We start from the raw sequence: 26,853 nt of genomic DNA on the forward strand, positions 1-26,853 counted from the left end.
CCTCCAGGCGGCCATCGCTGCCATCGCTGCCATCCGGACACTCCCCAGGGCCGCGCCCAGGGCCCCGCGCCCCCGCGGGGTGTACCGCGCCGGGAGCCGGCGGGGGCTCACTGCTCGCTCCCCGTCGCGCGGCGGACCTCACGGCGGGCACCCGTACGTCCGCGGCGGCCCGGAGGGCGGGTGGCCGCGGCCTTGCGCCCCCGCCGGGGCTCGCGGCGCCGCCGCTCCTCGCGCAGGCACTCGCGCAGCCCCTCAGGGTCGATGCCCTCGTTGCAGGCGTGGTGGAGCAGTTGGGCGAAGCGGTACTCGGCGTCCGCCCTCAGGGCCATCCCGAAGGCGATCCGTGCGGTCGGCTCGTCCCCGGCGGACCAGGAGACCCAGCCCGCGAGGGTGAGGGGGGCCGCCGCGTGCTCCCCGTAGGCCCCGACGCAGCGGCGGGCCAGGGCCCGCCACAGCCGCAGGGCGGGGGCGGCCTCCTCGTGCTCCATCCACTCGGCGGCGATGTCCCGGATCTCGCGGTCCTGGAGGCCGAGGATCAGTGCGGCGGCCTCGTCGTGGCCGAGCAGTGCGTCGTCCCACTCGTCCGCGCAGGGGCCGCCTTCGACGGGCGGGGCGAGGGTCATGCGCCGCATCAGGGTCCGAGCCAGCGCGATGGTCTGGGCACCCGCCTCCTCCCGGGTGACCCCGTCGAGGATCTTCGGCACCAGGGCGGTGGCCACCCGGTCCAGGGCCGTTTCCATCTCCTCGGCCACGGCTCCGCGCAGTGGCGCCAGGCGTCCCTCGATCTCCTTGAGGGAGCCCCGGACCTGGAGCCCCGCGAAGGTCGCCGCGGCGGCCAGCACCGAGGTGCCGACCGCGGCCAGCGGACGGCCTTCGGCCGGGCAGCAGCGCTCGTCGGGGCAGCTGTAGGACCAGTAGCGGCCGCCGGAGAGGCACAGGGCCTCCAGGACGGGCACGTCCAGCGCCCCGCAGGCCAGCCTGATCCGCTGGGCGAGCGGGCGCAGCCGGGTCATCACGCGCTGGCCGCTCTCGTCGCCGCGCGGGTCCTGGCAGAGGAAGACGACGATGCCGTCCGGCTTGCCCCCGCGCCGTTCGCTGCCCCGCACGAGGGTGTCGGCGACCTGCCGGGCGGTGTCCTCCCACTCCGCGGGGCCGGTGGGGATGCCGACCCGAAGGCGGCCGCCGAACCGGCCGCCTTCGCCGTGCACGGCGACCATGACGAGGGAGTCGGTGGGGTGCAAGCCGAGCATGTAGGGCAGCGCGTCGGCCAGTTCGGCCGGGCTGCGGAGGGTGATCTGCGGGGCGGTGGCGGATCCGGTCCCGGCGGCGGAAGGCTGATCGGAGGAACGGTCGGACGGACGGTCGGAGGGGCGGTCGGACGGGGTGCGTGATGCGTGATTGTTCGTCATGTCCCGACGGTCCCGCGCATGATCGGATCCGGAAACCCCTGTGGATAACTGTTGACGCTTCAATGTCCGCAGGCTCAGGGCGACACGGACGACATGGACGCGCTGTCACCGGCACGCGCCTTCACCGGCACCGAAGCTGAGCCGCGACCGGGTGGCGGGGCCGCCCGGGCAGAGCAAGGGGGCACGCGACGCGACCCGGGAGATCGCCGAGACGGCCAGGGCCGGTGCCCGGGCGGCCGTCACCGAACTGCGGGAGCTGGCGCGGGAGGCTCCGTGTGATCATCGGTGACGACGGCGCGGGCGCCGCGCATCCGGCCCGCGGCGGCGGCCTGTCGGGACTCACCGGCCGGCTCGCGGGGATCGACGGCACCCTGACGGTGAGCTCGGGGAGTTGCCGGCCGCGTGCGCGGCCGTCGCCCTGACGGCCGCGGTCCTGCCCACCGCGCTGGCGCTGCGCGGCAAGGACGGGCGGAGCATCGTCGCCGGGATCAGCGGCGAGGCCGGCTGACTCTCGCGGCCTTTGCGCGCCGGACAACGGACCGGCGCGGCCGCCGCGTCAGCCCGCCGCGGCGAGCACGAGCGGAAGGACCTGTGCGCTGCCCGCCTTGCGGAGCAGGCGGGCAGCGACGGCGAGGGTCCACCCGGAGTCGGCGCAGTCGTCCACGAGCAGGACGGGGCCGGGTGAGGCGGCCAGTGCCGCGGCCAGCTCCTCCGGGACGGCGAAGGCGCCGGACAGCGCCCGGAGGCGTTGGGCGGAGTTGCTGCGGCGTGCCGCGTGCGCGCCGCCCGGCCCGGTGTAGGCCAGGGTGCCCAGGAAGGGCAGGCGGCCGATGGTCGCGATTCCCTGGGCGAGGGAGCCGACCAGTTGCGGGCGGGTCAGGGACGGTACGGCCACCACTCCCACCGGCCGGGCGGAGGCGTCCGGGACGTTCGGCGCCCAGCCGCCCGCGGAGCGCGCCCAGTCCGCGAGGACGGCCACCGCGGCCTGCAGGACGTCGTCGGGCACCGGCCCGTCCGGCGCGTTGTCGGCCAGCAGCGGGCGCAGGCGGTTGCCCCAGCCGATGTCGGAGAGCCGGCCCAGGGCGCGCCCGGTGGAGCACTGCTCTCCTACGGGGATCCGTCCCTTGAGGTTGACACCCAGCGCGGGCATCCCCGTCGGCCACATCCGCCGCGGCTCGACCTCCACCCCCGGGCGGTCGAGTTCCTTCGCCGCCCCGGTCAGCGTCTCCGCCGAGACGGAGGTGTCCGCCCAGGCGCCCGCGCAGTTGTCGCAGCGGCCGCAGGGGGCGGCTCCCTCGTCGTCCAGCTGCCGGCGCAGGAACTCCATCCGGCAGCCGGAAGTGCTCACGTAGTCGCGCATGGCCTGCTGCTCGGCGGCCCGCTGCCGGGCGACCCAGGCGTACCGCTCGGAGTCGTAGGTCCACTGCTGGCCGGTGGAGCTCCAGCCGCCCTTCACCCGCTTGACCGCCCCGTCCACGTCGAGCACCTTGAGCATGGTCTCCAGCCGGGTGCGCCGAAGGTCCACCGCGCCTTCCAGGGCCGGCACGGACAGCGGCCGCCCCGCGTCCGCGAGGGCCGAGAGGGTCTGCCGGACCTGCGTCTCGGGCGGGAAGGCGGTGTCGGCGAAGTAGCGCCAGATGGCCTCGTCCTCCTTGCCCGGCAGCAGCAGCACGTCGGCGTGCTCGACGCCGCGGCCGGCGCGCCCGACCTGCTGGTAGTAGGCGATCGGCGAGGACGGCGACCCCAGGTGCACCACGAAGCCCAGGTCCGGCTTGTCGAAGCCCATGCCCAGCGCCGAGGTCGCGACCAGTGCCTTGACCCGGTTCTCCTGGAGGTCGACCTCGGCCTGCAGCCGGTCGGCGTTCTCCGTGCGCCCCGTGTAGGAGGCCACCTTGAAGCCGCGCTGCCGCAGGAAGGCCGTGGCCTCCTCGGCGGCGGCGACGGTGAGGGCGTAGATGATCCCGGAGCCCTGCAGCTCGGTCAGGTGCTCGGCGAGCCAGGCCAGGCGGTGCGCGGCGTCCGGCAGCTGGACGACGCCCAGGCGCAGGCTTTCCCGCTCCAGCGGACCGCGCAGCACCAGGGCCTCACCCGCACCGGTGCCCAACTGCTCGGCCACGTCCGCGGTGACCCGCGCGTTGGCGGTCGCGGTGGTGGCCAGCACCGGCACGCCGGGGGCGAGCTCGGCGAGCATCGCCCGCAGCCGGCGGTAGTCGGGGCGGAAGTCGTGACCCCAGTCGGAGATGCAGTGCGCCTCGTCGACCACCAGGAGACCGGTCGTGGCCGCGAGCTTGGGCAGCACCTGCTCGCGGAAGTCCACGGAATTGAGGCGTTCCGGGCTGACGAGGAGGACGTCGGTCTCGCCGCGCTCGACCTCCTCGTAGATCGTGTCCCACTCCTCCGGGTTGGCCGAGTTGATGGTGCGCGCCTGGATGCCGGCCCGTGCCGCCGCCTCGACCTGGTTGCGCATCAGCGCCAGCAGCGGCGAGATGATCACGGTCGGGCCGGAGCCACGGCGGCGCAGGAGGGCGGTGGCGACGAAGTAGACCGCCGACTTTCCCCACCCGGTGCGCTGCACCACCAGCGCCCGACGGCGCTCCTCGACCAGGGCCGCCACCGCCTGCCACTGGTCCTCCCGCAGCCGCGCCGAACCCCCTGGGGCACCGACGAGCTCAGCGAGGATGGCATCGGCTTCGGTGCGGAGCTCCAGGTTGTCCATGCCCCCCATGCAACCCGATGCCACTGACAATCACCCAACTCACCCAAAGTGACACTCCGCTCACCCGTCCCTCACGGAGGCCGGGGGGATGCCGCCGACCCGGAGACGGCCCGTACGGAAGCCCCGACGGTAAGGCGCGAAGGGGGTGTTGCCGCTGGTGCCGGCACTCCGGCCATGGCGGGATGCGTCATTTCCGGTGGAGCCGGGCAAGGATATGAACGGCATACCGGCGAATTCCGGTCGGCGGCGTCAATTGCTCGTTGCCGCATCCTCCGGAGCCCGCGAGAATCGGAGTGCTCCCGCTCGGTTCCCCGGCATTCTCCCGGGCGCCCCGCGGCGCGCCCACACTCCAGCCGTGCCCGTCCGCGGGCGTGTACCCGAAGGGAGGACCGTGACCTTCGGATCCGCCCCGCCCTCGACCACGTCCCTGCGAACGGCCACCGGCGGCGCCCACCGGCACGGCAGACGGTTGGAGCCCGCCGAGTGGACGGCCGCGGGCATCCCGCTCCTGCGCGATCCGCGCGAGATCGTCAGCGGGCTGCACTCCCGGCACAGCCCCGTCCCGTCCACCGCGGTGATCGCCGTCCTCGGCCCGGAGGACCGGCTCGTGGCGAGCGCCTCCTTCGTCCAGCGGTCCGCCTCGGCCGACGGCTGGGACTACCGCAACGCCCTGCTGTCCCGGCTGCGCCGGGTCCTCCCGCACGACCTGCGGCGGCGGACCCCGGTGCGCACGGCGGTGCTGCTCTACTGCCGCGAGGGCGACGAGCAGTGGACCGAGGAGGACGGAGCCTGGATGTGGGGACTCCGGGACGCCTGCACCCTGCACGGGCTGCGCTGCGGCGCGTACATCACGCTGACCCGCGAAGGCTGGCAGGTTCTGGGTGAGGGCCGGGGCGGCCGCAGGCCCAGCTCCGACTCGCGGCCCCCGCGCCTCGGCGAGAGCACGGCCGAGTACGCCCCCTTCGCCCTTCACACCGGCGGTGGCGCGGCCGAGGCCCTGCGCCGTACCGCCGCGCGCTGAGGCCCGTACCCGGGACACCGTCCTCAGGGCAGGCCTCACGGCCGTACGCCCGGTCGAGCGTACGGCGGATCAGGCCCGGGCTTCAGCGGGGCCGGCTCACGGCCCGCCCCGCCCCTCGCCCGTACCGGGTACGGGGCGTCAGACGCCCGCGCCCAGCACGGAGTTGATCTGCTGCGGGTCGCCGCACACGATCAGCAGCGCACCGGCGCGCGCGAGCGCGACCGGCAGGGCGCCGGCCACAGCGTCGACCGGTCCGCCGTTGGCAGCGAAGACCACGACGGGACGGCCCGCGGCGCGCTGGACCTGCGCCGCGTCCGCGTAGAAGACGTCGTCCCCGGCGTCGTGCAGGGCCCAGTAGGCGGCCTCACCGAAGGACAGTTCGTGTGCGGCCCACGGGTGCGGGTCGCCGGCGGTCAGCACCAGGATGTCGCCGGGCGCGCGCCCGGTGTCGAGCAGCAGGTCGACGGCCTCCTCGGCCGCGTCCAGCGCGCCCTCCACGGAAGCCGGGATCAGCTGGATCTGCGGCACCGCGGCCGAGACGGACGGCGCGGCGGGGGCTGCGGGAAGGGTTCCGGGGGCGGCCTGCGGTGCGCGCTGCGCGGGCGGTGCGGGCCTGGGGGCACCTGCCGCGCCGCTTGCCGCTGCGGGGGAGGGACCGGGGCGCCCGGGCCGCGGTACGGCTACGGGACGCGGACCAGGTACGGGGCGGGGGGTCTGCGCGGTGCGGCTCGCGGCCGGCGTGACGCGGGGACCCTGGGCACTCTCGTGAATCTGAGGCTCCTCGATGGCGGGGGTGAGAGGCATGAGTTGATTTCTATCAAACACCGGTACGAAACGTACCGGTCGGTGGCACGTGGGTGCGATCAGAAATCGAAGCCGAGTTGGCCTCCGTTTTCCAGCTCCACCGTTTCCTCGCTGCGGCGTACCTTTTTGAGGTGACGCCATTGCGGCAGCGCGTCGAGGTAGGACCACGACAGCCGGTGGTACGGGGTGGGGCCACGTTGCTCAAGTGCCGCCCGGTGCACGGGAGACGGATATCCGGCATTGGCAGCGAAAGCGAAATCCTCTATTCCGCCGCCTGGTCCACCGAGTTCGGCCATCATCCGGTCGCGCCGGACCTTGGCGATGACCGAGGCGGCCGCGACGGCGACGCAGGACTGATCGCCCTTGATCACCGTACGGACCCGCCAGGGCGTGCCGAGGTAGTCGTGCTTCCCGTCGAGGATGACCGCGTCGGGTCGCACCGGCAGGGACTCCAGGGCGCGCTCCGCGGCGAGCCGCAGGGCGGCGGTCATACCGAGTTCGTCGATCTCCTCCGGGGAGGAGTGCCCGAGGGCGTACGCGGTGACCCAGTCCTCCAGGATCCCGACGAGGGCGTCGCGCCGCTTGACGGTGAGCAGTTTGGAGTCGGTGAGCCCCTCGGGCGGCCGGCGCAGACCGGTGATCGCCGCACACACGGTGACGGGACCGGCCCAGGCCCCTCGTCCGACTTCGTCGACCCCGGCGATGACCTTGGCGCCGGTGGTTGCACGGAGGGAGCGTTCGACGGCGTGGGTGGGTGCTTCGTACGGCATGGCGCCAGCAAGGTTACGCCGCCCCGCGCCGCCTGCACACCCCGGCCCGGCTCCGGCTCGCGGCGCGTCCCCGCGCCGCGGCGCTGGAGAGGTCCGCCGCGCGGCCGGTCCCGGGGGGCGAGGCCTCGCCGGGCCCGGCGGCGCCCGGCCGGAACGGCGCTCCGCATTCGCTCCCGCACACCCCGCACCTCACGCGCAGGGAATCGCGGGGACCTCCCCGACCGAGGGCTGCCGAGCGTCGAGGCTGGCACCCCGACCCTTCCCACACCCGGTGGTTGAGGCTCCCCCAGGCCACCGAGCACCCCCGGACGCCCGAGTAGGGAGGACTCCGGATAACCGGTCCGCACCCACTCGGTCACATCTGTGAAGCACAGCACGAAGGGGGTGTCCCGGCTTTCGTACCCGCCCGGACACCCCCTCGTACGCGAATCAGTCGTACGCGAATCAGTGCTCGATGCGGCTCCCGAAGGCGCCGAGGCGCGAGCAGACCTCGTACGGGGCCGTCACCGGCCTCTCGCGCAGGATCGCCCGGGCCCGGTACTCGCCGAGGCTCATGGCGTACCAGGGCACCTGACCGGCCTTCGACAGTTCGTCGTTGATCCCGCGCAGGGCGCAGGACCGCAGGGGCTCCGGCAACCCGTCCAGGCCGGGCACCGCATCCGCCGACAGGGACTGGAAGTACGCGAGGTCGATCTTGCCGTCCTCCTGGAAGCGGGCCACGTTGCGCTCGGCGACCATCCCGTCCGGGGACATGAGGCCGAAGACGAGAACGGCGCCCGCCGCGCTCCCGACGACCGCGCGCGGCAGCCAGCGCGCGCCGAACACCCCGGCAGCCATGATCAGTACGATGACCAGCCCGAGCCACAGCTCCATGGCGGCCACCGACACCCGCAGCTGGGTCAGTCCGTACGCGTCCACGTAGAGGTCCATGCGGCGCAGCGCGGCGGCGACCACGACCAGCGTCAGCGCGCACAGCGCCCCGAGCACCACGCGGACGAAGCGCCGGTCGCCCGCTCCGCCGCGCGGGGCCCAGCGCAGGGCGAGCGCGATCACCACGAGGGTGAGAAGGGTGGCCCAGAGCAGCTGCCAGAAGCCCTGCCGGGCGTATTCGGCGTAGGTGAGGTCGGTGCTCTTCAGCACCTTTTCGTAGCCGCCGAACAGGACGGCCAGCTGTACGGCGTTGAAACCGGCGAAGAGCAGGTTGAGGAGGACGAGCGGAAGGGCCCATTCGAGGCGGGACCGCGACGTGCCGGGGGCCACCTTGATGCGGTCCCAGCGCAGCGGGGCGGCGGCCGCCCGGGCGGCCGTCAGCGCGATGAGGGCGCCGAAGAGGAAGAGCACGGTGCGCAACGGCCCGTCCCCGACGGAGATGTCGGGCGTCAGGTCTCCGAGCAGATCGGCGAAGGCGGCGTCGGCGGAGGCGAACAGCGCGCCGAAGAGCAGCAGCAGGGCCACGGCGACCGCCACCGCCTTGGCCACGGGCAGCCAGCGGTCCTTGCTCACGCCGCTGCGCGAGCGCAGCCCGGTCCAGGCCCAGCCGAGCCCGGACACGGCGGCGTCGACGAAGCCGAGCGGGCTGAGCAGGACCCCGGGCCAGGTCCGGCTGCCGTGCAGGGCCAGGGCGCCGAGCAGGGCCATGGAGAGGATCGCGAGCGTGGACGGCCAGGCGGAGTCCCGCAGGGCGGGGATGGCGAGGAGCGCGACGCAACCGGCCACCCAGACGAGGGTCCACGGCCTGGCGCTACGGCCGGCCCTGCGGGCGGCGGCGTACGCGGCGACCATGGCGGGCACCGCCGCGAGCAGCAGGCCGGGGCCCATGCCGTCGCCGAGCAGCAGGGCGAAGGCGAGGCCGGCGACGAGGACCGCGCCGAGCGTGGCGGTATCGACCGGGGCGGCCTCGGCGGGACGCACCAGCCTGGGCCACGCGGGCCCGGCGGCGGCCCGGACGGCGGCTTGGGACGCGGCCCGCTGCCGCTGCTGCACCTGCCAGGCCTGCCACGCGGCGGCATCAGCGGGCACACCCGTCGCACCGGGCGCGGCGGCCACGGGCGCAGGCACCGCGGCGGGCGCGGCAGCAGCGGCAGCGGCGGCGGGCGCGGCAGCGCCGGCGCCGGCCTTGGGCTCAGCAGCAGCTTCAGTAGGCGCGTCGGTAACAGGCGCGGCGTCAGCAGGTGCGGCCGCCGCAGCCGGCTCCGCCGGTTGCGCGGCCTTGCGGGCCTCCTGGTCCGCCGCCCGGTCCCCACCCTGCCGCGCCCCGGCGACCTCGGTGCCCTCCACCCCGTCAGTGTTCTCTGACATCGGGTTCCCCTCCCCTGTCGGCCGCCCCCGGCATTCCGGTGGAGGCGGCGAAGCGGACAGAGTAGGCCCGTGACGTGCGGCTTCTACCAGGCGCGAGGGCCCCTGTGGCAGGACCGTGACAATCGGAACGGCCCATGGCGCCCGAGTGCGCACGACCCGGCCGCACAGCACCCGGACCCGCCCCGAACCCGCGCCGGGGCGCGTCGGGCTCAGTGCGCCGCGGCCTCCGGCAGCCAGGCCGGCAGGGCCTCGGTGCGCGCCAGCCACGCGGCCGGAAGGACCTCGTCCCCCCGCGCACCCAGCACGCCGCCGACGATCGCGCAGGTCGTGTCGACGTCCCCGCCCACCTGCGCGGTGGTCCAGAACGCCCGCTCGTAGTCCCCCAGCGCCCGCGCCGCCGACCACAGGGCGAACGGCACCGTGTCATGGGCGCTGGTGCGCCGGCCGCAGCCCAGGACCGCCGCGACCGTCGTCGCGTCGCCGTAGTCCAGCATGTCCCGCGCCCGCCGCAGGCCGGCGCCCACCGCGCTGCGCGGCACCAGCGCGACGACCCCGTCCAGCAGGTCGGAGGCCTTCGGCGGCCCGGCCGGATCCGCCGCCAGCGCGGCCGCCGCCGCGACGGCCATCGCCCCGCACACAGCCTCGCGGTGCTGGTGGGTGGTGTAGGCGGAGATCTCCGCCTGGTGCGTGGCCTGCTCCGGGTCGTCGGCGTACCAGGCGCCCAGCGGTGCGATCCGCATGGCGGCTCCGTTGCCCCACGAACCCTGCCCGTTGAAGAGTGCGGCGGCCAGCGTGCGCCAGTCCTCGCCCTCCCGGATGAGCCGCAGCATGCGGTTCACGGCGGGCCCGTAGCCGCGGTCGAAGTCGTGGTGGTGGGCGAAGGAACTCGCGAGCGCGTCCTGGTCGACGCGTCCGTGCTCGGCGAGGACGGCCACGACCGAGCAGGCCATCTCGGTGTCGTCGGTCCACTGCCACGGCTCGGTGCCCGCGGGCAGCTGCCGCCGCTTGAGCAGCGGGTAGTTCACGGGGACGAAGTACTGGGAGCCCAGGGCGTCACCCAGGGACAGCCCGCGGAGGCTGGCCATGGCGCGGGCGTAGCGCCGTTCTGGAGAGGAATCAGGGGTCATCGCGGGTCACTCTAGCCGTCCAGGTCGTAGGGCTCGGGTGTGGTCCACCGCTCAAATGGGCGGTCCATCCGGTACCGGCCGTCCGGGCCCAGCATGAGCACCCGGTATTCGCCGTTCCCGGGGTTGGACAGGGCTTCGAACTCGGCCACCGACCAGTGGAACCAGCGCATGCAGAACAGTCTCATCGTCAGTCCGTGCGTGACCAGCAGGACGTTCTCCGGGTGGTCCGGGGCCTCGAAGCTGCGGTAGAGGCTCTCCAGGAAGGATCCGACCCGGTCGTAGACGTCCGCCCCCGACTCGCCCTGCGCGAAGCGGTAGAAGAAGTGCCCGTAGGCGTCCCGGTAGGCCTTCTGGAGGCGTACGTCGGTCCGGTCCTGCCAGTTCCCCCAGTCCTGTTCGCGCAGCCTCGGCTCCTCGCGCATCCGGACGCGCGTCGGGTCGAGCCGCAGCTCCCGGAAGGTCTGCAGGGTCCGGCGGTACGGGGACACGTACGCGCTGATGTGCTCGTCGCCGAAGAGCTCGCGCAGCCGTGCGCCGGCCTCCGCGGCCTGCTCGCGCCCTTTGCGGGTGAGCCGCAGGGCGTGGTCGGGCTCCCGCTCGTAGACGGAGTCGTCGGCATTGCCCTCCGATTCGCCGTGCCGGACGAGGACGATGCGCCGTGGTCGAACCATCCCCCGACCTTATTCGGCCATCCTCGGGCGGGCCGACCGGGCACGCCGATCGACGGGACGATCATCGTACGGTCATACGGTCCAAGAGGGTTCGAGGTCGACCACGTCCCCGGTGAGGGCCTCGACATCCGCCTGGATCTGGGCGCGCAGAGACAAGCGCTCGACCCGCTCCTGGCGGTACTTGCCGTGCTCGGCCGCCGCGTGCCACATCGACAGCACCAGGAACTCCCGGCCGGGGGCCTCCCCGAAGAGACCCCGGACCATGCCGGGCGAGCCCGCCATGGCCGGATTCCACACCTTCTCCTGCATGAGGGCGAAGTGGTCGACGCGGCCCTCCCGTACCCGGGTGTGCGCGACCCGGACGACATCTGCGTCGGTGAAGCGCGGCTCGAATCCGGTCTTCACGTCGAAGCGGTGGTCGAAGAGGGTCACCCGCAGATCCGTGTAGGTGCCGTTCTGCGCGGCGGCGAGGCGGTCGTGCGAGCGGGCCATGAAGGAGTCGTAGAAGGAACGGCTCTCCCAGAAGGTGAAGACATGCGCGACCCCCTGCCGGCCTCGGCTCCAGCCGCCGCCCTGTCCCCGGAATCCCGGCTCGCCAGGCAGCCCCGCCCATTTACGCTGTCCGCGCTCGAACCCGCGTCGGTCCGTCACCGTGCAGCGAATCCACTTGACCAGCACGGCGCCATCGTACGGGCCCGGCGCGGCCCCGGTCAGTCCCCGGCCTGCTGGATCCGCACCAGTTCCGCCGCGTCCCGCTCGGACAGCCGGATCCCGAACTCCCGGTCGAGCACGGAGAGCAGCTCGCCGGAGCCGACGTCCTGCCGCTCGACCCGCCCGTCGGGATGGAGGCGGGTGAGCTCCCGTCCGACCAGCGCCCGGCGGGTCCGTGCGGCGTCGCCCGGATGCTGGACGACGACCTGCCCGACGAAGGCGGAACGGGGGTGCGTGGAGCTGTAGTGGTTCAACAGGACGTAGTCGACGGGGTGGTACCGCTGCGGGGAGAACGCGTACAGGTCCCGCCACACGCCTCCGCGCAGCAGGGACAGCGCGAGGACGCCGTCCTCCTCCGCGCGGACCCGGTACGTCCACCCGCCCTGCGCCACCTCGGCGCCGGGCCGCGCGAGGGGAACGGGCTCGCGGGGTCCCTGGTAGCCGAACCCGGCGTCGCACAGCCAGGGTTCGTCCTCGACGGTGGCGACGAGGACGGCGTGCGTCACCGGGCGCAGGTCATCACCCCGGGTGCGGTTGCGGGCACCGCGCCCGGACACCTCGAAGCCGATCCGCTCCAGGGCAGCGGCCAGCAGCGAGTTCTGCTCGTAGCAGTAGCCGCCGCGGCTGCCCCGTACGAGCTTGTCCTCCACGGCCTTGACGTCCAGCTCGACGGGCCGGCCGAGCAGCACGTCCAGGTTCTCGAAGGTGAGGGCACCGGTGTGGGCCCGGTGCACTTCCTTCAACGTGCGCAGGTCCGCCCGTGGTTCCCGCCCGCCGTCGCCCTCGTACCCGATCCGCTCCAGATAGGCGTCCAGGTCCAGCTGGTCACCGCTCCACATGGCTGCACTCCCCCGTCTCACCGGCCGGGGGCCTCCGGTCACCCGGCCCCCGCTCAGTGATCAGCATGCCAGCACACCCTCACCCGGACCGTCTTGGGCCTCCATCGGCCAACGACCGGCGGACCGGCCCCCGTTCGGGCGCTTTGCGGAGGCCGGGTCATCGGGATCGCCGCCGGCCGTCAGGCGCGGCAGCGCAGCATCTCCAGCGGAGGGTTGGCGTGGAAGTCCGCCCAGAAGTCCGCACCGAACTCGCGCAGACCGGCCTCGGTGACCTCCAGCGGAACCCAGGTCAGCCCGCTGAACCCGGCCGCCGTCAGGGACTTCTCGTAGACCTCGCGGCGCGGGCGGTTGGCGACGAACGAGACCGGCGGGTCGAGCAGAGCCGTGGTCCGGACCTGCGGGCCGGTCTCGACCTCCTCGCCGGTCAGCACGGAAAGGAAGCCGTACTTCTCCGGGGTCGGCCCGTCGAAGCGGAAGTCGGGCGACTGGTTGAGCAGGAAGAACTCCGCGCCGGGCTTCAGGCTCCGGTGCACGTTGCGGCACATCCGCTCCGTGGTGGCGATGTCCTCCGCGTAGTTGAGCAGCTGGACCGCCAGGCCGATGTCGAAGCGCTGCTCGAAGGGCCGCAGCTCGGACACGTCGCCGACCTCGTAGCGCACGCCCAGCGGATTGCGCTCCTCCAACTGCTGTGCCACGGCGACCATTTCCCCGGAGATGTCGATTCCGAGCACGTCCGCGGCGCCGCGCCGCTTGAACTCCCTGCTGTAGAAGCCGGTGCCGGAGGCCAGGTCGAGGACCGACTTGCCGCTCACGTCCCCGACCAGGGCCAGGAAGCTGGGCACCACCGCGTACTGCTCCAGTCGCAGGGCCTTGAACCCCTCGTACGCCTCACCGATCTCGTCGTACTGCTGCTGCGCGCTCATCGTGAAGTCTCCCCGTTTCGGCGTGTCCTTGGCCACGGCCCCCGTCCCCGGGGCGCACCGCGGCCTCTGGCTGGAAGTCTTGCCGCACCTCGGCGGACGGCCGTACTGGCAGAAACCACAAAGATCCGGCCGCCGTCCCGGCTCCGCGCACTGTCGGACACGACGAAGGGGACCGGCCCTCGGCCGGTCCCCTTCGTGAGCTACCGCTCAATCAGCCGTGTATCAGCTGCAGCCGCTGGTGGAGCCGCAGCCCTCGCAGATGTAGCAGGAGCCGGCGCGCTGCATCTTCGTACCGCAGGAGAAGCAGAGCGGGGCGTCGGCGGAGACGCCGAGCTGCATCTCGACCAGTTCGGCGTTGCTGTGCGCCGTCTTCGGAGCCGGGACCGGGATGGCCGCCGCGACCGGCTTCGGCGTCGTCGGCACCGCGGCCAGCGGGGCCGACTGGGCCAGCGACTCGGTGTCCAGCTCGTCCTCGAGGGGCTCGTAGGAGCCGGTCTCCAGGTGGCGCTGACGCTCCTCGGCGGTGTGGATGCCGAGGGCCGAGCGGGTCTCGAAGGGCAGGAAGTCGAGCGCCAGGCGGCGGAAGATGTAGTCGACGATCGACTGCGCCATCCGCACGTCCGGGTCGTCCGTCATGCCCGCCGGCTCGAAGCGCATGTTGGTGAACTTCGAGACGTAGGTCTCCAGCGGCACGCCGTACTGCAGGCCCACGGAAACGGCGATCGAGAAGGCGTCCATCATGCCCGCGAGGGTGGAACCCTGCTTGGACATCTTCAGGAAGACCTCGCCCAGACCGTCGTCCGGGTAGGAGTTCGCGGTCATGTAGCCCTCGGCGCCACCGACCGTGAAGGAGGTGGTGATCCCCGGGCGGCCCTTGGGGAGGCGCTTGCGGACGGGGCGGTACTCGATGACCTTCTCGACGGCGGCGCGGATGGTCTCCTCCGTCTTGGCGGTGACCTCCTCCTTCTCCTCCTCCTTCTTCTTGGCGGAGAGGGGCTGGCCGACCTTGCAGTTGTCGCGGTAGATCGCGAGCGCCTTGACGCCCATCTTCCACGCCTCGAAGTAGATCTCCTCGATCTCCTCGACGGTCGCCGTCTCCGGCATGTTGACCGTCTTCGAGATCGCGCCGGAGATCCAGGGCTGGATCGCGGCCATCATGCGGACGTGGCCCATCGCGGAGATGGAACGCTCGCCCATGGCGCAGTCGAACACCGAGTAGTGCTCCGCCTTCAGGCCCGGGGCACCGACGACCACGCCGTGCTCGGCGATGTGGGCGACGATCGCCTCGATCTGCTCTTCCTGGTACCCCATGCGGCGAAGGGCCTGCGGGACGGTGCCGTTGACGATCTGCATCGAGCCGCCGCCGACGAGCTTCTTGAACTTGACCAGGGCCAGGTCCGGCTCGACACCGGTGGTGTCGCAGGACATCGCGAGACCGATGGTGCCGGTCGGCGCGAGGACGGAGGCCTGGGAGTTCCGGAAGCCGTTCTTCTCGCCGAGGCGCAGGACGTCCTGCCAGGCCTCGGTGGCCGCGGCCCAGATCGCGTTGTCCAGGTCCTCGGTGCGCGGCGCGACGGCGTTCGCGTCGGCGTGCTGCTTCATCACGCGCTTGTGCGACTCGGCGTTGCGGGCGTAGCCGTCGTACGGGCCGACGATCGCGGCCAGCTCGGCGGAGCGCTTGTACGCGGTACCGGTCATCAGCGAGGTGATCGACGCGGCCAGGGTGCGGCCGCCGTCCGAGTCGTACGCGTGGCCGGTGGCCATCAGCAGGGCGCCGAGGTTGGCGTAGCCGATGCCCAGCTGGCGGAAGGCTCGGGTGTTCTCGCCGATCTTCTGCGTCGGGAAGTCCGCGAAGCAGATGGAGATGTCCATCGCGGTGATGACGAGCTCGACGACCTTGGCGAAGCGCTCGGCGTCGAAGGACTGGTTGCCCTTGCCGTCGTCGTTGAGGAACTTCATCAGGTTCAGCGAGGCGAGGTTGCAGGACGTGTTGTCCAGGTGCATGTACTCGCTGCAGGGGTTGGACGCGGTGATGCGGCCGGACTCGGGGCAGGTGTGCCAGTTGTTGATCACACCGTCGTACTGGATGCCCGGGTCGGCGCAGGCCCACGCGGCCTCGGCGAGCTTGCGGAAGAGCGCCTTGGCGTCGACCTCCTCGATGACCTCGCCGGTCATGCGGGCACGCAGGCCGAACTTGGTGCCGTTCTCGACGGCCGTCATGAACTCGTCGTTCACGCGGACGGAGTTGTTGGCGTTCTGGTACTGGACGGACGTGATGTCGTCGCCGCCCAGGTCCATGTCGAAGCCCGCGTCGCGCAGGGCGCGGATCTTCTCCTCTTCCTTCACCTTGGTCTCGATGAAGGCCTCGACGTCCGGGTGGTCCACGTCCAGGACGACCATCTTGGCCGCGCGGCGGGTGGCGCCGCCCGACTTGATCGTTCCGGCGGACGCGTCGGCGCCGCGCATGAAGGAGACCGGACCGGAGGCGTTGCCGCCGGAGGAGAGCAGCTCCTTGGAGGAGCGGATGCGGGAGAGGTTCAGGCCGGCGCCGGAGCCGCCCTTGAAGATCATGCCCTCTTCCTTGTACCAGTCGAGGATCGACTCCATGGAGTCGTCGACGGCCAGGATGAAGCAGGCGGAGACCTGCTGCGGCTGGGGCGTGCCGACGTTGAACCACACCGGGGAGTTGAAGCTGAAGATCTGGTGGAGCAGGGCGTAGGTGAGCTCGTGCTCGAAGATCTCCGCGTCGGCGGGCGAGGAGAAGTAGTCGAAGTCCTCGCCGGCCTTCGTGTACGTCTTCACGATCCGGTCGATCAGCTGCTTCAGGCCGGTCTCGCGCTGCGGGGTGCCGACCGCGCCGCGGAAGTACTTGCTGGTGACGATGTTGACCGCGTTCACCGACCAGAAGTCGGGGAACTCGACGCCGCGCTGCTCGAAGTTGACCGAACCGTCGCGCCAGTTGGTCATGACGACGTCACGGCGCTCCCAGCTCACCTCGTCGTACGGGTGCACGCCGGGGGTGGTGTGGATGCGCTCGATACGCAGGCCGCCCTTGGCAGCCTTGGTCCCCTTGGCGCGGGAACCACGTGCCGAGCTGCTCGCCGTCTCTGTCATGCCAGGCCTCCCATATGAGGGCAAAAACGCCCTAAAGTGCCAGCGTTATTCCGCGGCACGGTGCTGTGTCTTGTATCTACGTCTCTTCGCACGGCCGACCGGCCGCACCACGGTGCGCGAGCACCTCGGCGCGGGCCGTCCGGTCAGTCGGCGGCGGAGGCGGGCACGGGGACCGAACCGGTCCCACCGGGCCCGCACTCTTCGGGGTGAGGCCGCCGCTCGCGCAGTTCCACGATGGCGGTCTCGAAGTCTTCAAGGGTGTCGAACGCTTTGTACACGGACGCGAACCGCAGGTATGCGACGAGGTCGAGTTCCTGCAACGGGCCGAGTATGGCCAGACCCACGTCATGGGTGGTCAGCTCGGCGCTCCCGGTGGCGCGCACCGCCTCCTCGACCCGCTGGCCGAGCTTGGCGAGGGCGTCCTCGGTGACCGGTCGCCCCTGGCACGCCTTGCGGACGCCAGAGATGACTTTGGTGCGGCTGAAGGGTTCGGTCACCCCGCTGCGCTTGATCACCATCAGCGAGGCCGTCTCCACCGTCGTGAAGCGACGGGAGCAGTCGGGGCACTGACGGCGCCGGCGGATCGACGTGCCGTCGTCCGTGGTGCGGCTGTCGACGACGCGGCTGTCGGGGTGCCTGCAGAAGGGGCAGTGCATGGTTCCCTCACCCTCCCTCTTGGCACGACTGAATCACCTCACGCGGCCCCTGAACGGCGGAGACGGATCTCTTCCGGGGGCCCGTGAAGCAGCCACCAGCATATGCGATGTCGGGAGCCTCGGCAGACCCGAGGACCACAACTTCTGGGCGGCAGCGCTCATCCAACCACTAGATCTTGGGTTGTGGCGGATTTACGTGGCTCCGCGTGTCGCGGTGCCCGACAGGCGGTCACGAGGCCCGGCGATGCCACACTGGACGCAGGCCGGACGGTGGCGACCCGACCGGGAAGGGTACCGTAAGCAGCGGATGCCGAGCCGAACCCGCGTTCGGCGTACTGATCGTCCATACACCCCTTGAAATGCCCACGCTGGACGATCTGCGATTTTTCACTCGAACGTGTGTTTGGCGCAACCTTTCGAAAGCAACTACCGTTGTCCAGCTAGGGAGAACATTTCGAGAGGGGCCGACGTGACCACCACCGCAGACAGTGCCACCATCACTGCCCAGAACCGCTCCCAGAGCCGACTTGAGCCGGTGCATGCCATGAACGACGCAAACCTGAACCCGGAGGCGGAGCCCGTACGCCCCGCACGCTCGCTGCCAGGTCGACCTCCAGGCATCCGCGCCGACAGCTCCGGGCTCACGGACCGGCAGCGGAGGGTCATCGAGGTCATCCGCGACTCGGTGCAGCGGCGGGGCTACCCGCCGTCGATGCGCGAGATCGGTCAGGCGGTCGGCCTGTCCAGCACGTCGTCCGTCGCCCACCAGCTGATGGCCCTGGAACGCAAGGGCTTCCTGCGCCGCGACCCGCACCGCCCCCGCGCCTACGAGGTACGCGGCTCCGACCAGCCGAGCTCGCAGCCCACGGACACCACCGGCAAGCCCGCCGCCTCCTACGTTCCCCTGGTCGGCAGGATCGCGGCCGGTGGTCCGATCCTCGCCGAGGAGTCGGTCGAGGACGTGTTCCCCCTCCCCCGCCAGCTGGTCGGCGACGGCGAGCTCTTCGTCCTCAAGGTCGTCGGCGACTCGATGATCGAGGCCGCCATCTGTGACGGCGACTGGGTCACGGTCCGCCGCCAGCCGGTCGCTGAGAACGGCGACATCGTCGCGGCGATGCTGGACGGCGAGGCCACGGTCAAGCGCTTCAAGCGCGAGGACGGCCACGTCTGGCTCCTCCCGCACAACGCCGCGTACCAGCCGATCCCCGGCGACGAGGCGACCATCCTCGGCAAGGTCGTCGCCGTACTGCGTCGGGTCTGACCTCGCTGCCCTCCGCCAGCCCTGGGACCTACTGCGCCGGTCCCAGGGCTGCTTTTCGCGCCTAAACCGGCGCCGCTCTCGCGGAGGTGGTTGCTCTCCGTTTGGGTTGCTCAATTGATGGTTGCGGTTCGTGCTCCTGGAAACTACTTCCCGTCGGCCTGCGCTGTGGCGTCGATCGCGGACAGGGAGCGACGGACCTGGTTGCGGTCCGTGGTGTACCAGAAGTCCGGGAGGGTGGCGCGCAGGAAGCTCCCGTACCGGGCCGTGGCCAGCCGGGGATCCAGGACCGCGACGACACCCCGGTCGCCGGTGGCCCGTACGAGCCGGCCCGCACCCTGGGCCATGAGCAGCGCGGCGTGCGTGGCCGCGACGGCCATGAAGCCGTTCCCGCCGTGCTCCTCGACCGACTTCTGCCGGGCGCTCATCAGCGGGTCGTCGGGGCGGGGGAAGGGGATCCGGTCCATCACCACGAGCTGGCAGCTGGCACCGGGCACGTCCACGCCCTGCCACAGCGACAGCGTCCCGAACAGGCAGGTCTTCGGGTCGGCCGCGAAGGCCTTGATCAGCTCACCGAGCGTTTCCTCGCCCTGGAGCAGGATCGGATGGTCGAGCCGGCCGCGCAGTTCCTCGGCGGCGGCCTTGGCTCCGCGCATGGAGGAGAAGAGTCCGAGGGTCCGGCCGCCGGCCGCCTCGATCAGTTCGGCGAGCTCGTCCATCATGTCGCCGCGGGTGCCCTCGCGGCCCGGCGTGGCCAGGTGCTTGGCGACGTAGAGGATGCCCTGCTTCGGGTAGTCGAAGGGGGAGCCGACGTCCAGGCCCTTCCAGAGCGGTACGTCGTCGCCCTCGACCCCCTCCGGGGACAGGCCCAGGGAGGCCGCGACCCCGTTGAAGTCACCGCCGAGCTTGAGGGTGGCCGAGGTCAGGACCACGGAGCGGTCCTCGAAGAGCTTCTCGCGCAGCAGGCCCGACACCGACAGGGGGGCGACGCGGAGGGTGGCGCCGAAGCGGTCGTGGCGCTCGTACCAGACGACGTCGTACTCGGAGCCGTTGGTGATCCGCTCCGCCACCGAGTGGACGTTCTCCACGGCGGCCAGGGCCTGCTTGCGAACGGCGTCCTCGTCGTGGACGGACTTGTCGCGGGTCGCGCCGATCGCCGAGATCACATTGCGCGCGGCGTCCCGCAGGGACATCAGCGCGTACCCCAGGTCCTCGGGGACCACCTCCAGCCGGCCCGGAAGGGCCAGCTCCATGACCCGCTCGAAGGACTCCGAAGCGGTCTGCAGGGAGTCGGCCGTCTTCTCGTCGACCAGCTTCGCCGCCCGCTTCACCGCGCGGTTGACCTGCCCCGGGGTGAGCTCGCCGGTGGCGACGCCGGTCACCCGCGAGACCAGCTCGTGGGCCTCGTCCACGATAAGCACCTCGTGCTGCGGCAGCACCGGGGCGCCCTCGATGGCGTCGATGGCGAGCAGCGCGTGGTTGGTGACGACCACGTCCGCGAGCTTGGCCCGCTCCCGCGCGGCCTCGGCGAAGCACTCGGCTCCGTACGCGCACTTCGTCGCGCCCAGGCATTCGCGGGAGGAGACGGAGATCTGCGACCAGGCCTTGTCCGAGACGCCCGGGGTCAGGTCGTCGCGGTCCCCGGTCTCGGTCTCGTCCGCCCAGTCGCGCAGGCGCAGCAGGTCCTGACCGAGCTTGCTGGTGGGGGTGGCCGCCTCGAACTGGTCGAAGAGGCCTTCCTCCTCGTCCTGCGGCGCGCCCTCGTGCAGCCGGTGCAGGCACAAGTAGTTGGAGCGGCCCTTGAGCATGGCGAACTGCGGCCGGCGGCGCAGCTGCGGATGCAGTGCGTCCACCGTCCGGGGCAGGTCGCGCTCGACGAGCTGGCGCTGGAGGGCGAGGGTCGCGGTGGCCACGACCACGCGCTCGCCGTGGGCGAGGGCCGGCACCAGGTAGCCCAGGGACTTACCGGTGCCGGTGCCGGCCTGGATGAGGCGGTGGGAGCTGTCGTCGATCGCTTCGGCGACGGCTTCGGCCATGGCCACCTGGCCGGGGCGCTCCGTGCCGCCGACGGCGGAGACGGCGGCGTGCAGCAGGTCGGGGAGGGAGGGCTTCGTCATAGCACTGACAACCCTACGGGGCCCCACCGACAGGAACGGCACCGAAGAGGATTCATGGCCGGTACAACGGGTTGGGTACGGTGCCGTACTGAACGGCGTGCGGCCGTTCGGGGCGGTCGCGGTAGCCGTCCTCGTAGAGCCGGTTCCGGTTGAGGCAGAGCCGGCCGATGCGTTCGCCGAGCAGGTCGAAGAGCTCGTAGCGCTCCTTGAGCTCCGGGAAGCGGGCCTGGTGGCGCAGGATCTCCGCCCGTACGAGGGACCAGAACTCCTCCTCCGGGACGCCGAGGCGGTCCTCGCAGAGCGCCGAGAGGTAGCGGAAGACGCCGATGAAGAGCCCGGAGTGGATGAACTGAGGCAGGAAGTCGGCGGGCTCTGCGAGGAGGACGGCCCGGACCTCGTCGGGCAGGGAGTCCAGTTCGGGCAGCGGGTGCGCGCTGATGTTGACGTCGTCCACGAAGTCCTTCACCGCGAGCCGGACGGGCACGTCGTGCTCGTCGAAGATCACGATGGCGTTCTCTCCGTGCGGGGAGAAGACGGTGCCGTAGCGGTAGAGGAAGTGCAGGAGCGGGGGCAGCAGGGCGGCGAAGAGGCGCTGGAGCCACACGGTGGGGCCCAGCCCGGAGCGGGCGACGAGCTCGGCGGTGAAGGACCGGCCCCGCGGGTCGGTGTGGAGGAGGGAGGCGAGCGTGCGGGCGCGCTCGCCGGGCGCGAGATGGCCGGCCAGCGGTTCGCGCCAGATCGCGCCGAGGAGCTCCTTGTACTGGTATGGGACCTCGGGAAGCTGGTCGTAGACGGGGTGGCGGACGGTGACGGAGGCGACCTCGCCGAGCAGGACGACCCCGCACTCGTCGCGGAGGAAGGGGTCCGCGTCGCGGAGGGAGTGGATCCAGGCGGTGACGGCGGGGGCGGCGAAGGTGAGGTCGCTGGGCAGGCCGCGCCAGACCATGGTGTTGAAGACCGAGAGCGGGAGTTTGACGCTGTGCCGGTCGGGGCGGGTGAGGTTGAGGAAGGTACGGATGGACTGCTGCGGGAGCCGTACGTCGGGGTCGGCGGGGAGCGGGACGAGGGCGCCGGAGGCGAGGGCCGGGGCGAAGAGGGGCAGGACGACCTCGTCCCACTGCCAGGGGTGGACCGGCAGGTAGAAGTAGGTGAGCGGGTCGAGGCCGCGGTCGCGCAGGGCCTGGTCGAAGGCGGCGCGGGTGCTGGAGTCGAGCTCGGCGGCGTAGAGGCGGGCGGGGTCCTCCAGGCCGGCGGTGCCGCGGTAGGCGGCGAGCGAGGTGTGGGCGGCGAGCCAGGGCAGCCGCTGACGGGTGCGCGCCTCGGGGGCCCAGGCCGCGGTGTCGGCGCCGGACAGGCCGATGCGCCCCTTGTTGAGGACGAGCCAGGGGTGACCGGTCTGGTGGCCTTCGAGGGCGGCGTAGTCCAGGTCGGCGAGGACGTCGGCCGTGAGCGCGGTGTGGTCGATGCGCGCGTCGGCGGCGAGGGTGGCGCTGAGCTCGCGGACGAGGTGGCCGAGGGTGGCTCCGTCGAGGCCGAGGAGGGTGCGGGCGCGCACGAGGAAGGCGTACGGGTCCCCGAAAGCGGTCGAAGCCTCGGTGGAGGGGGGCGGCGGGGTGAGGGTGATGGTGTCCGGGGCGACCTGCCAGCTGTCGTACGTGCGGCGGCGGGCCCGGAAGCCGAGGCTGCTGCCGTCGTCGAGGGTCAGGGTCCACGCGTCACCCAGGGCCGACGGGGCGGGGACCGGGCTGATGATCTCCTCGTAGGCGAACTCGGAGAGCATCTTCGCCAGCAGCCGGCGGGCCGCGCCCTGCCAGGTCGCCCGGTTGAGTTCTGGCGGCGTGCGGGGGTCCTGCGGCGACGGCGGCACGTCACGATCCGGGGAACCGGGGCCTGTGGAGTAGGAACCGGCGGAGTCGGGGGCTGCGGGGAAATTCGGCACGGGACTCCTCGAGGATCGGGAACTTTGCTGCGCGACGCAGAGTTTTCGAAGGGAGAGGTGCGGAGCGATGAGGGGATTCGGGGCACGCGGGGCGGCGATCAGAGGAGATTGCGCAGCGCCCGCTCCCGGATCATCAGGGCGGCGCGCTTCTCGGGAAGGTCGATTTCCGCGGAACAGCGGAATCCAGAGCTCAGGAAGGCCGATACGGAGGGGGTGTTGCGGATGTCCGGTTCCGCGATGACGCGTGTGCAGCGAGGACGGTTGTCGAACACGAGGTCGGCCACGCCGCGCAGCAGCGCGGTGCCCAGGCCGCGGCCGCGGTTCGTGCCGTCTCCGATGAGCAGGTGGATACCCGTGTCGTGGGGGCGCGCCGGGTAGTACCGGGAGAGGGGGTCGAGGTCGGCCCGGTAGATCTCCCAGTAGCTCATCGGCGTGCCGTCGAGGAGGCCGAGGCAGGGGATGCTGCGGCCGTCTCCGTCGAGCTGGGACCGCAGGTGGGCGGCGGTGACGGCGGCGGGACCGGCCAGCTCCCAATAGGCGGCCACATCCGGGTCGTTCATCCACCGCGCGAGGAGCTCCAGGTCTCGGCCCGGCCGTACGGGTTCGAGGCGGAAGGCTCCGGCGGGGGTGACGGCGCTGCCCCAGGCGGCGGGGGAATCGAGGAGGTCGGCCTCGGCGAGCAGGGGCAGCAGATGGGGCGTGAGACGCACTTCGACGGTGTCGTCTGCGGCGGAGCCGGCTGGGGTGTCGGTGGACGGCATCGGGGGCTCTTCTCCGCGTCAGCGCTGACGCGTCAATCGTGAAGGGGGTTGGCGATGGTGACGTAGACGGACTGGGTGTCGACGGGTCCGACGAGTTCGTCGAGGCCTCCCAGGCGGGTGAGCAGATTCGCCTTGCAGCGCAGGGTGGGTGAGTCGAGCAGCCGTGTGGGGAGCGGTCCGAGGCCCGCGGCCTTGCTGAGGAAGCGGCGGAAGGCGGCGAGCAGTACGCGTTCGTCGGCGAGCCGCTGGGATCCGAAGGCGCCGATGAGGCCGAGCACGTTGTTGATGCCGAGGTAGTAGGCGAAGCGTTCGTCGGTGACGGCGTCGGAGACGAAGGTGTCGCTGGCGCTGCCGATACCGGGAAGCCGGTGCTCCAGTTCCGCGCGACGGGATTCGCGGAAGTAGTAGCCCTGGTTGTCGCGGTAGCGGCCGCCGACCGGCCAGCCGGCCGGGTCGAGGAGGACCAGGGTGTTCTGCTGGTGCGCTTCGAGGGCGATGCCGGCGAGCGCGTCGAAGGCGAGGACCGGCAGTACGACGTTGTCGAGGTAGCGCAGGAACCACTCGGCGGCGACGGCGGACGGGGTGTGTCCGGTGGCGGTGGCGAGGGAGCAGACGATCTCGGCGAGCCGGGAGCGCATGGTGGTCCGGCCGGGCCAGGGGCGGGGAGCGGTGAGTGCGGCGACGCAGACGGCGTCGTCGCCCGGGCGGAAGGGGTTGTGGCGCAGCATGACGTCGAGGCCGGGGACGGGCGTCCCGTCCTGGGCATCGACGGCGACCCAGGCGGGGTCGCGGACGATGTCGAAGCGGGGGTGGGACGTCTGCCACTGCTCGGCGAGGCCGGTCCGGAGCAGCCGGTGCACCTCGACGCCGCGGTGGAGTTCCTTGCGGAGGTTCTCGCGACGGGAGTTGGTGATGCGCAGGCCCAGGGAGAGCTTGAGCATCGCGGGGGCGCCCGGCCGATGGACGGTACGGACGGAGGAGGTGGGGTACCAGGGGTCGCCGTGGGGGCCCAGGTCGTGCAGGAGTCCCGCGTCGCGGAGGCCGGCGACGGCGGGGCGCTGGAGCAGGTCGCGGGCCTGCCAGGGATGCAGGGGAAGGGGGACGGTGCCGTCGGGCAGCGGAAGCCCGGGGGCGAGCCGGCCGAGGAGCTGGGCAGCGGGTACGGGGCGGCCGCGCTCGGTCCAGGCCGAGTCTGTGGCGAGGGCGGTGGGGGCGACCGCGAACCAGTGCAGGGGGAAGGAGCCGTGGAGTTCGGGTGAGTAGCCGCGTACTTCGGCTTCGGAGAGTCCTTCGCGGCTCTTCGGATCCGGCTGGAGGGGGTGACCGAGAAGGAGGGACTGTTCGGCGGTGAGGAAGCGGTCCCCGGCGACGGGGGTGGGAGCGGTGGGGTGTTGGCGCCGGTCGGCGATGAACTCGGTGGTACGGCGCACCGAGTCGGAGACCCGGCCGACGAGATCGGCACCACCGCGCCCGCCACCGGTGCCCTCGCGGGCGATGAGGGCGGCAAGAGTGACGGCGTCCAGGGCGGGCGCCCCCGCGGGCGCGCCTTCGAGCCGGGCGGGAGCGAAGCGGTGCCAGCCTGCCGGGGACCAGTAACGGACGGCCACGAGCAGGGCGGCGCCGGATGCGGGGAGGGGGATCCGCAGCAGGGTCCCGGCGGGCCCGTCGGGCCGCGGGATCGCGGCCTCGCGGACCCAGCACCGGAGGAGGTTCTCCACCGTCGCGGCCTCGGCTGCGACCGCAGGGTCGGGGTGGTCCAGGAGGTCGGGCAGCGCGGCGGGTTCCGGGCCGACGGCTCCCGTCCAGCCGGGGCGGAGTCGGGGGGTGCCGTCCTTCTGCCGGGGCACGGTCGCCGCCGCGCCCACTGCTGCCCCGGTCCCGAAGGCGGGGGGCTGCTGCGCAGGGGCCTCGCTGGGCGGGTCCCCGGCAGGCCGGTCGTGTCCGCGGTCGCCCGGCCGGGCCGAGGCGGGCGGGTACTGCGGTGCGACCCGGGCGCCCTCGGGCCCGTGCTGGACAGGCCAGTCGGCAGCCGCGGGACCGTCGGACGAGGCCGGGTTACCGGGCAGGCCGGCCCACCCGTGGCCTGGCCTGTCCGAAGCCGCCTCGGAGGAGCCACCCGCCTGCGCCTGCTGCGAGTCGGCGGGCCCGTCCCCTCCCGGCCCCTGCCCGGGGGAGGCCCCGTCCGATACGCCGCCCTTCACCTCAGGTTCGCGTCCCTCCCCGGCACCGTGAGCGAGCAGGCCGTCAGACCCGGCGACGGGGCCGGGAGGCTCAGCGGCGTGGGGCGCGGCTGCCGCTGTGGGTGGGCGAGCCGGTCCGGCCGGGGTCTGCCCGGCGGGGGCCAGTGGTGCGGCTGAGCTGGGCTGCGCCGCACTGCCTTCCGGCTGGGCCACGGGCTGGGCCCCGGGGGTCGGCCATGCCGTTCTCCCCTGGGGCTCGGCGGCGGGCTGAGCATGCGAGGTCGGCCACGCCGGGTTGCCCCCCGCCTGGGTCGGGGGCTGGGCACCCGAGGTCGGCCAAGCCGCGCCGGTCTCCGGCCGGGCCGTGAGCCGAGCTCCGGGGGTCGGCCATGCCCCGCCTGCCTCCGGCCGGGCCGCCGGCTGAGCATCCGACGTCGGCCACGCCGTGCTCCCCTCCGGCTGGGCCGCAGGCTGAGCTTCCGACGTCGGCCACGCCGTGCTCCCGTCCGACTGGGCCGGGGGCTGGGCGCCCGAGGTCGACCAAGCCGCGCCGGACTCCGGCCGGGCCGCGGGCTGGGCATCTGGGGCAGGCCATGCCTCGTCGGTCGTGGGTGAGGGCGGGGTGTCCAAGTCGGGGCTGGGGTGGCCGAGTTGTCGGGTCGGCGCCGCGGGGGTGGTGGGGATTGGCTCCAGGAGCGGCGCCTCCCCGGGAGGGGACCCGGCCGGGGAGTCCGTGGCTCCCGGTTGGGGTGCGGGAATCGGCGGCTGCCCTGTGGTCGGCCCGGGGAGCGGGCCCTGCGGCAGGGCGAGATGGGCGGCGGAAGCCGTGGCCGGGGCCTCCTGGGGCGCAACATCGCCGGGGCGTGATGCCCGCAGCGCCAGGGGCAGGGCCTCGCCGACCTCGTGGGACGCAACGCTGGCGGGGCCAGGGGCCGACAGAGACAGGGGGGTGGCGTCGTGGGCCTCGAGTGGTGCACCGTTGCCGGTGTCAGGGGCCAGCAGCGGCAACGCGGCGGCCTCGCCGACCTCGTGAGTGGCACCACCGCCAGGCCCCAAGGCCCGCGGAGGCAGTGGGGCGGCCTCGTGCGGCGCACCGCTGGCGGTGCTAGAGGCCCGCAGCGGCAGGGAGGTGGCTTCGCCGGCCTCGTGGGGCGCAGCATTGCCCGGGACAGGGGCCCGCAAGGGCCGGGGAGCCGGGGCCTCGTGGGGTGTGGCGCTGCTCGAGCCCGGCGCCCGCAACGGGGACGGGGCGGCCTCGTGGGACGCAATGCTGGCGTGGCCAGGGGCCCGTAGCGGCAGCGCGGAGGCCTCGTCGGCCTCGTGGGACGCAGCATTGCCCGGGACAGGGGCCCGCAGGGACCGGGGGGCCGGGGCCTCGTGGGGTGCGGCGCTGCCCGAGCCCGACGCCCGCAGCGAGGGCGGGGCGGCCTCGTGGGACGCACCGCTGGCGTGGCCAGGGGCCCGTAGCGGCAGCGCGGAGGCCTCGTCGGCCTCGTGGGACGCAGCATTGCCCGGGACAGGGGCCCGCAGGGACCGGGG

Annotated in this window: 18 protein-coding genes; 2 read left to right on the forward strand and 16 right to left on the reverse strand. The window is 72.7% G+C overall.

Annotation, left to right across the window (positions count from 1 at the left end; translation table 11 throughout):
• Positions 1 to 107 precede the first annotated feature (107 nt).
• Both AB0D94_RS18090 and AB0D94_RS18095 read right to left on the reverse strand, forming a co-directional pair.
• Entirely contained in the window at positions 108 to 1,409 is a 1,302-nt protein-coding gene (locus AB0D94_RS18090) for a DUF4192 domain-containing protein (protein ID WP_362052406.1), read from the reverse strand.
• 556 nt (positions 1,410 to 1,965) lie between these two features.
• Positions 1,966 to 4,125, reverse strand: a complete 2,160-nt coding sequence (locus AB0D94_RS18095) for a RecQ family ATP-dependent DNA helicase (RefSeq protein ID WP_362052408.1) — start codon at positions 4,123 to 4,125, stop codon at positions 1,966 to 1,968.
• A gap of 391 nt (positions 4,126 to 4,516) precedes the next feature.
• Between AB0D94_RS18095 and AB0D94_RS18100 the strand changes: the two genes are divergently transcribed.
• A complete protein-coding gene (locus AB0D94_RS18100; RefSeq protein ID WP_362052410.1) occupies positions 4,517 to 5,146 on the forward strand; it encodes a hypothetical protein in 630 nt (209 codons plus the stop codon).
• 138 nt (positions 5,147 to 5,284) lie between these two features.
• Here the strand turns inward: AB0D94_RS18100 and AB0D94_RS18105 are convergent, their stop codons facing one another.
• The 10 genes from AB0D94_RS18105 to nrdR all read right to left on the reverse strand — a co-directional run bounded on the left by AB0D94_RS18105 (position 5,285) and on the right by nrdR (position 17,059).
• A complete protein-coding gene (locus AB0D94_RS18105; protein WP_362052412.1) occupies positions 5,285 to 5,950 on the reverse strand; it encodes a hypothetical protein in 666 nt (221 codons plus the stop codon).
• A 59-nt stretch (positions 5,951 to 6,009) separates the two neighbouring features.
• Positions 6,010 to 6,720 (reverse strand): ribonuclease HII, encoded by a 711-nt coding sequence (locus AB0D94_RS18110; protein ID WP_362052414.1) that lies wholly within the window; start codon positions 6,718 to 6,720, stop codon positions 6,010 to 6,012.
• 444 nt (positions 6,721 to 7,164) lie between these two features.
• Entirely contained in the window at positions 7,165 to 9,018 is a 1,854-nt protein-coding gene (locus AB0D94_RS18115) for a DUF4173 domain-containing protein (RefSeq protein ID WP_362052416.1), read from the reverse strand.
• 209 nt (positions 9,019 to 9,227) lie between these two features.
• On the reverse strand, positions 9,228 to 10,145 hold the full coding sequence (locus AB0D94_RS18120; protein WP_362052418.1) for an ADP-ribosylglycohydrolase family protein: 918 nt from the start codon (positions 10,143 to 10,145) through the stop codon (positions 9,228 to 9,230).
• Between the two features lie 11 nt (positions 10,146 to 10,156).
• Positions 10,157 to 10,816, reverse strand: coding sequence for a histidine phosphatase family protein (locus AB0D94_RS18125; protein ID WP_362052420.1), 660 nt, complete (start codon positions 10,814 to 10,816; stop codon positions 10,157 to 10,159).
• Between the two features lie 72 nt (positions 10,817 to 10,888).
• Positions 10,889 to 11,494, reverse strand: coding sequence for a YdbC family protein (locus AB0D94_RS18130; protein WP_031142343.1), 606 nt, complete (start codon positions 11,492 to 11,494; stop codon positions 10,889 to 10,891).
• A 32-nt stretch (positions 11,495 to 11,526) separates the two neighbouring features.
• Complete coding sequence (locus AB0D94_RS18135) at positions 11,527 to 12,366, reverse strand: arylamine N-acetyltransferase (protein ID WP_362052423.1); 840 nt, start codon at positions 12,364 to 12,366, stop codon at positions 11,527 to 11,529.
• A gap of 179 nt (positions 12,367 to 12,545) precedes the next feature.
• Entirely contained in the window at positions 12,546 to 13,289 is a 744-nt protein-coding gene (locus AB0D94_RS18140; protein ID WP_362052425.1) for a class I SAM-dependent methyltransferase, read from the reverse strand.
• 222 nt (positions 13,290 to 13,511) lie between these two features.
• Complete coding sequence (locus AB0D94_RS18145; RefSeq protein WP_362052427.1) at positions 13,512 to 16,403, reverse strand: vitamin B12-dependent ribonucleotide reductase; 2,892 nt, start codon at positions 16,401 to 16,403, stop codon at positions 13,512 to 13,514.
• A gap of 143 nt (positions 16,404 to 16,546) precedes the next feature.
• The gene (gene nrdR / locus AB0D94_RS18150) at positions 16,547 to 17,059 is read right to left on the reverse strand and encodes a transcriptional regulator NrdR (protein ID WP_266940660.1); all 513 of its coding nucleotides are present in this window, start codon (positions 17,057 to 17,059) and stop codon (positions 16,547 to 16,549) included.
• A 469-nt stretch (positions 17,060 to 17,528) separates the two neighbouring features.
• Here nrdR and lexA point away from each other — a divergent pair, with 469 nt between their 5' ends.
• Complete coding sequence (gene lexA / locus AB0D94_RS18155; RefSeq protein WP_031142326.1) at positions 17,529 to 18,320, forward strand: transcriptional repressor LexA; 792 nt, start codon at positions 17,529 to 17,531, stop codon at positions 18,318 to 18,320.
• Positions 18,321 to 18,463: 143 nt separating this feature from the next.
• Here lexA and AB0D94_RS18160 read toward each other — a convergent pair whose 3' ends face one another.
• The 4 genes from AB0D94_RS18160 to AB0D94_RS18175 all read right to left on the reverse strand — a co-directional run bounded on the left by AB0D94_RS18160 (position 18,464) and on the right by AB0D94_RS18175 (position 24,981).
• Positions 18,464 to 20,434: an ATP-dependent DNA helicase gene (locus AB0D94_RS18160; protein WP_362052430.1), complete on the reverse strand. Its 1,971-nt coding sequence runs from the start codon at positions 20,432 to 20,434 to the stop codon at positions 18,464 to 18,466.
• Positions 20,435 to 20,486: 52 nt separating this feature from the next.
• Positions 20,487 to 22,301 (reverse strand): IucA/IucC family siderophore biosynthesis protein, encoded by a 1,815-nt coding sequence (locus tag AB0D94_RS18165; RefSeq protein ID WP_362052491.1) that lies wholly within the window; start codon positions 22,299 to 22,301, stop codon positions 20,487 to 20,489.
• A gap of 170 nt (positions 22,302 to 22,471) precedes the next feature.
• Positions 22,472 to 23,134 (reverse strand): GNAT family N-acetyltransferase, encoded by a 663-nt coding sequence (locus AB0D94_RS18170; RefSeq protein ID WP_362052432.1) that lies wholly within the window; start codon positions 23,132 to 23,134, stop codon positions 22,472 to 22,474.
• A gap of 32 nt (positions 23,135 to 23,166) precedes the next feature.
• The gene (locus AB0D94_RS18175; RefSeq protein ID WP_362052434.1) at positions 23,167 to 24,981 is read right to left on the reverse strand and encodes an IucA/IucC family protein; all 1,815 of its coding nucleotides are present in this window, start codon (positions 24,979 to 24,981) and stop codon (positions 23,167 to 23,169) included.
• Positions 24,982 to 26,853: the final 1,872 nt, after the last annotated feature.

Source organism: Streptomyces sp. NPDC048255, from assembly GCF_040652415.1.
In the GTDB taxonomy this organism is placed as follows: domain Bacteria; phylum Actinomycetota; class Actinomycetes; order Streptomycetales; family Streptomycetaceae; genus Streptomyces.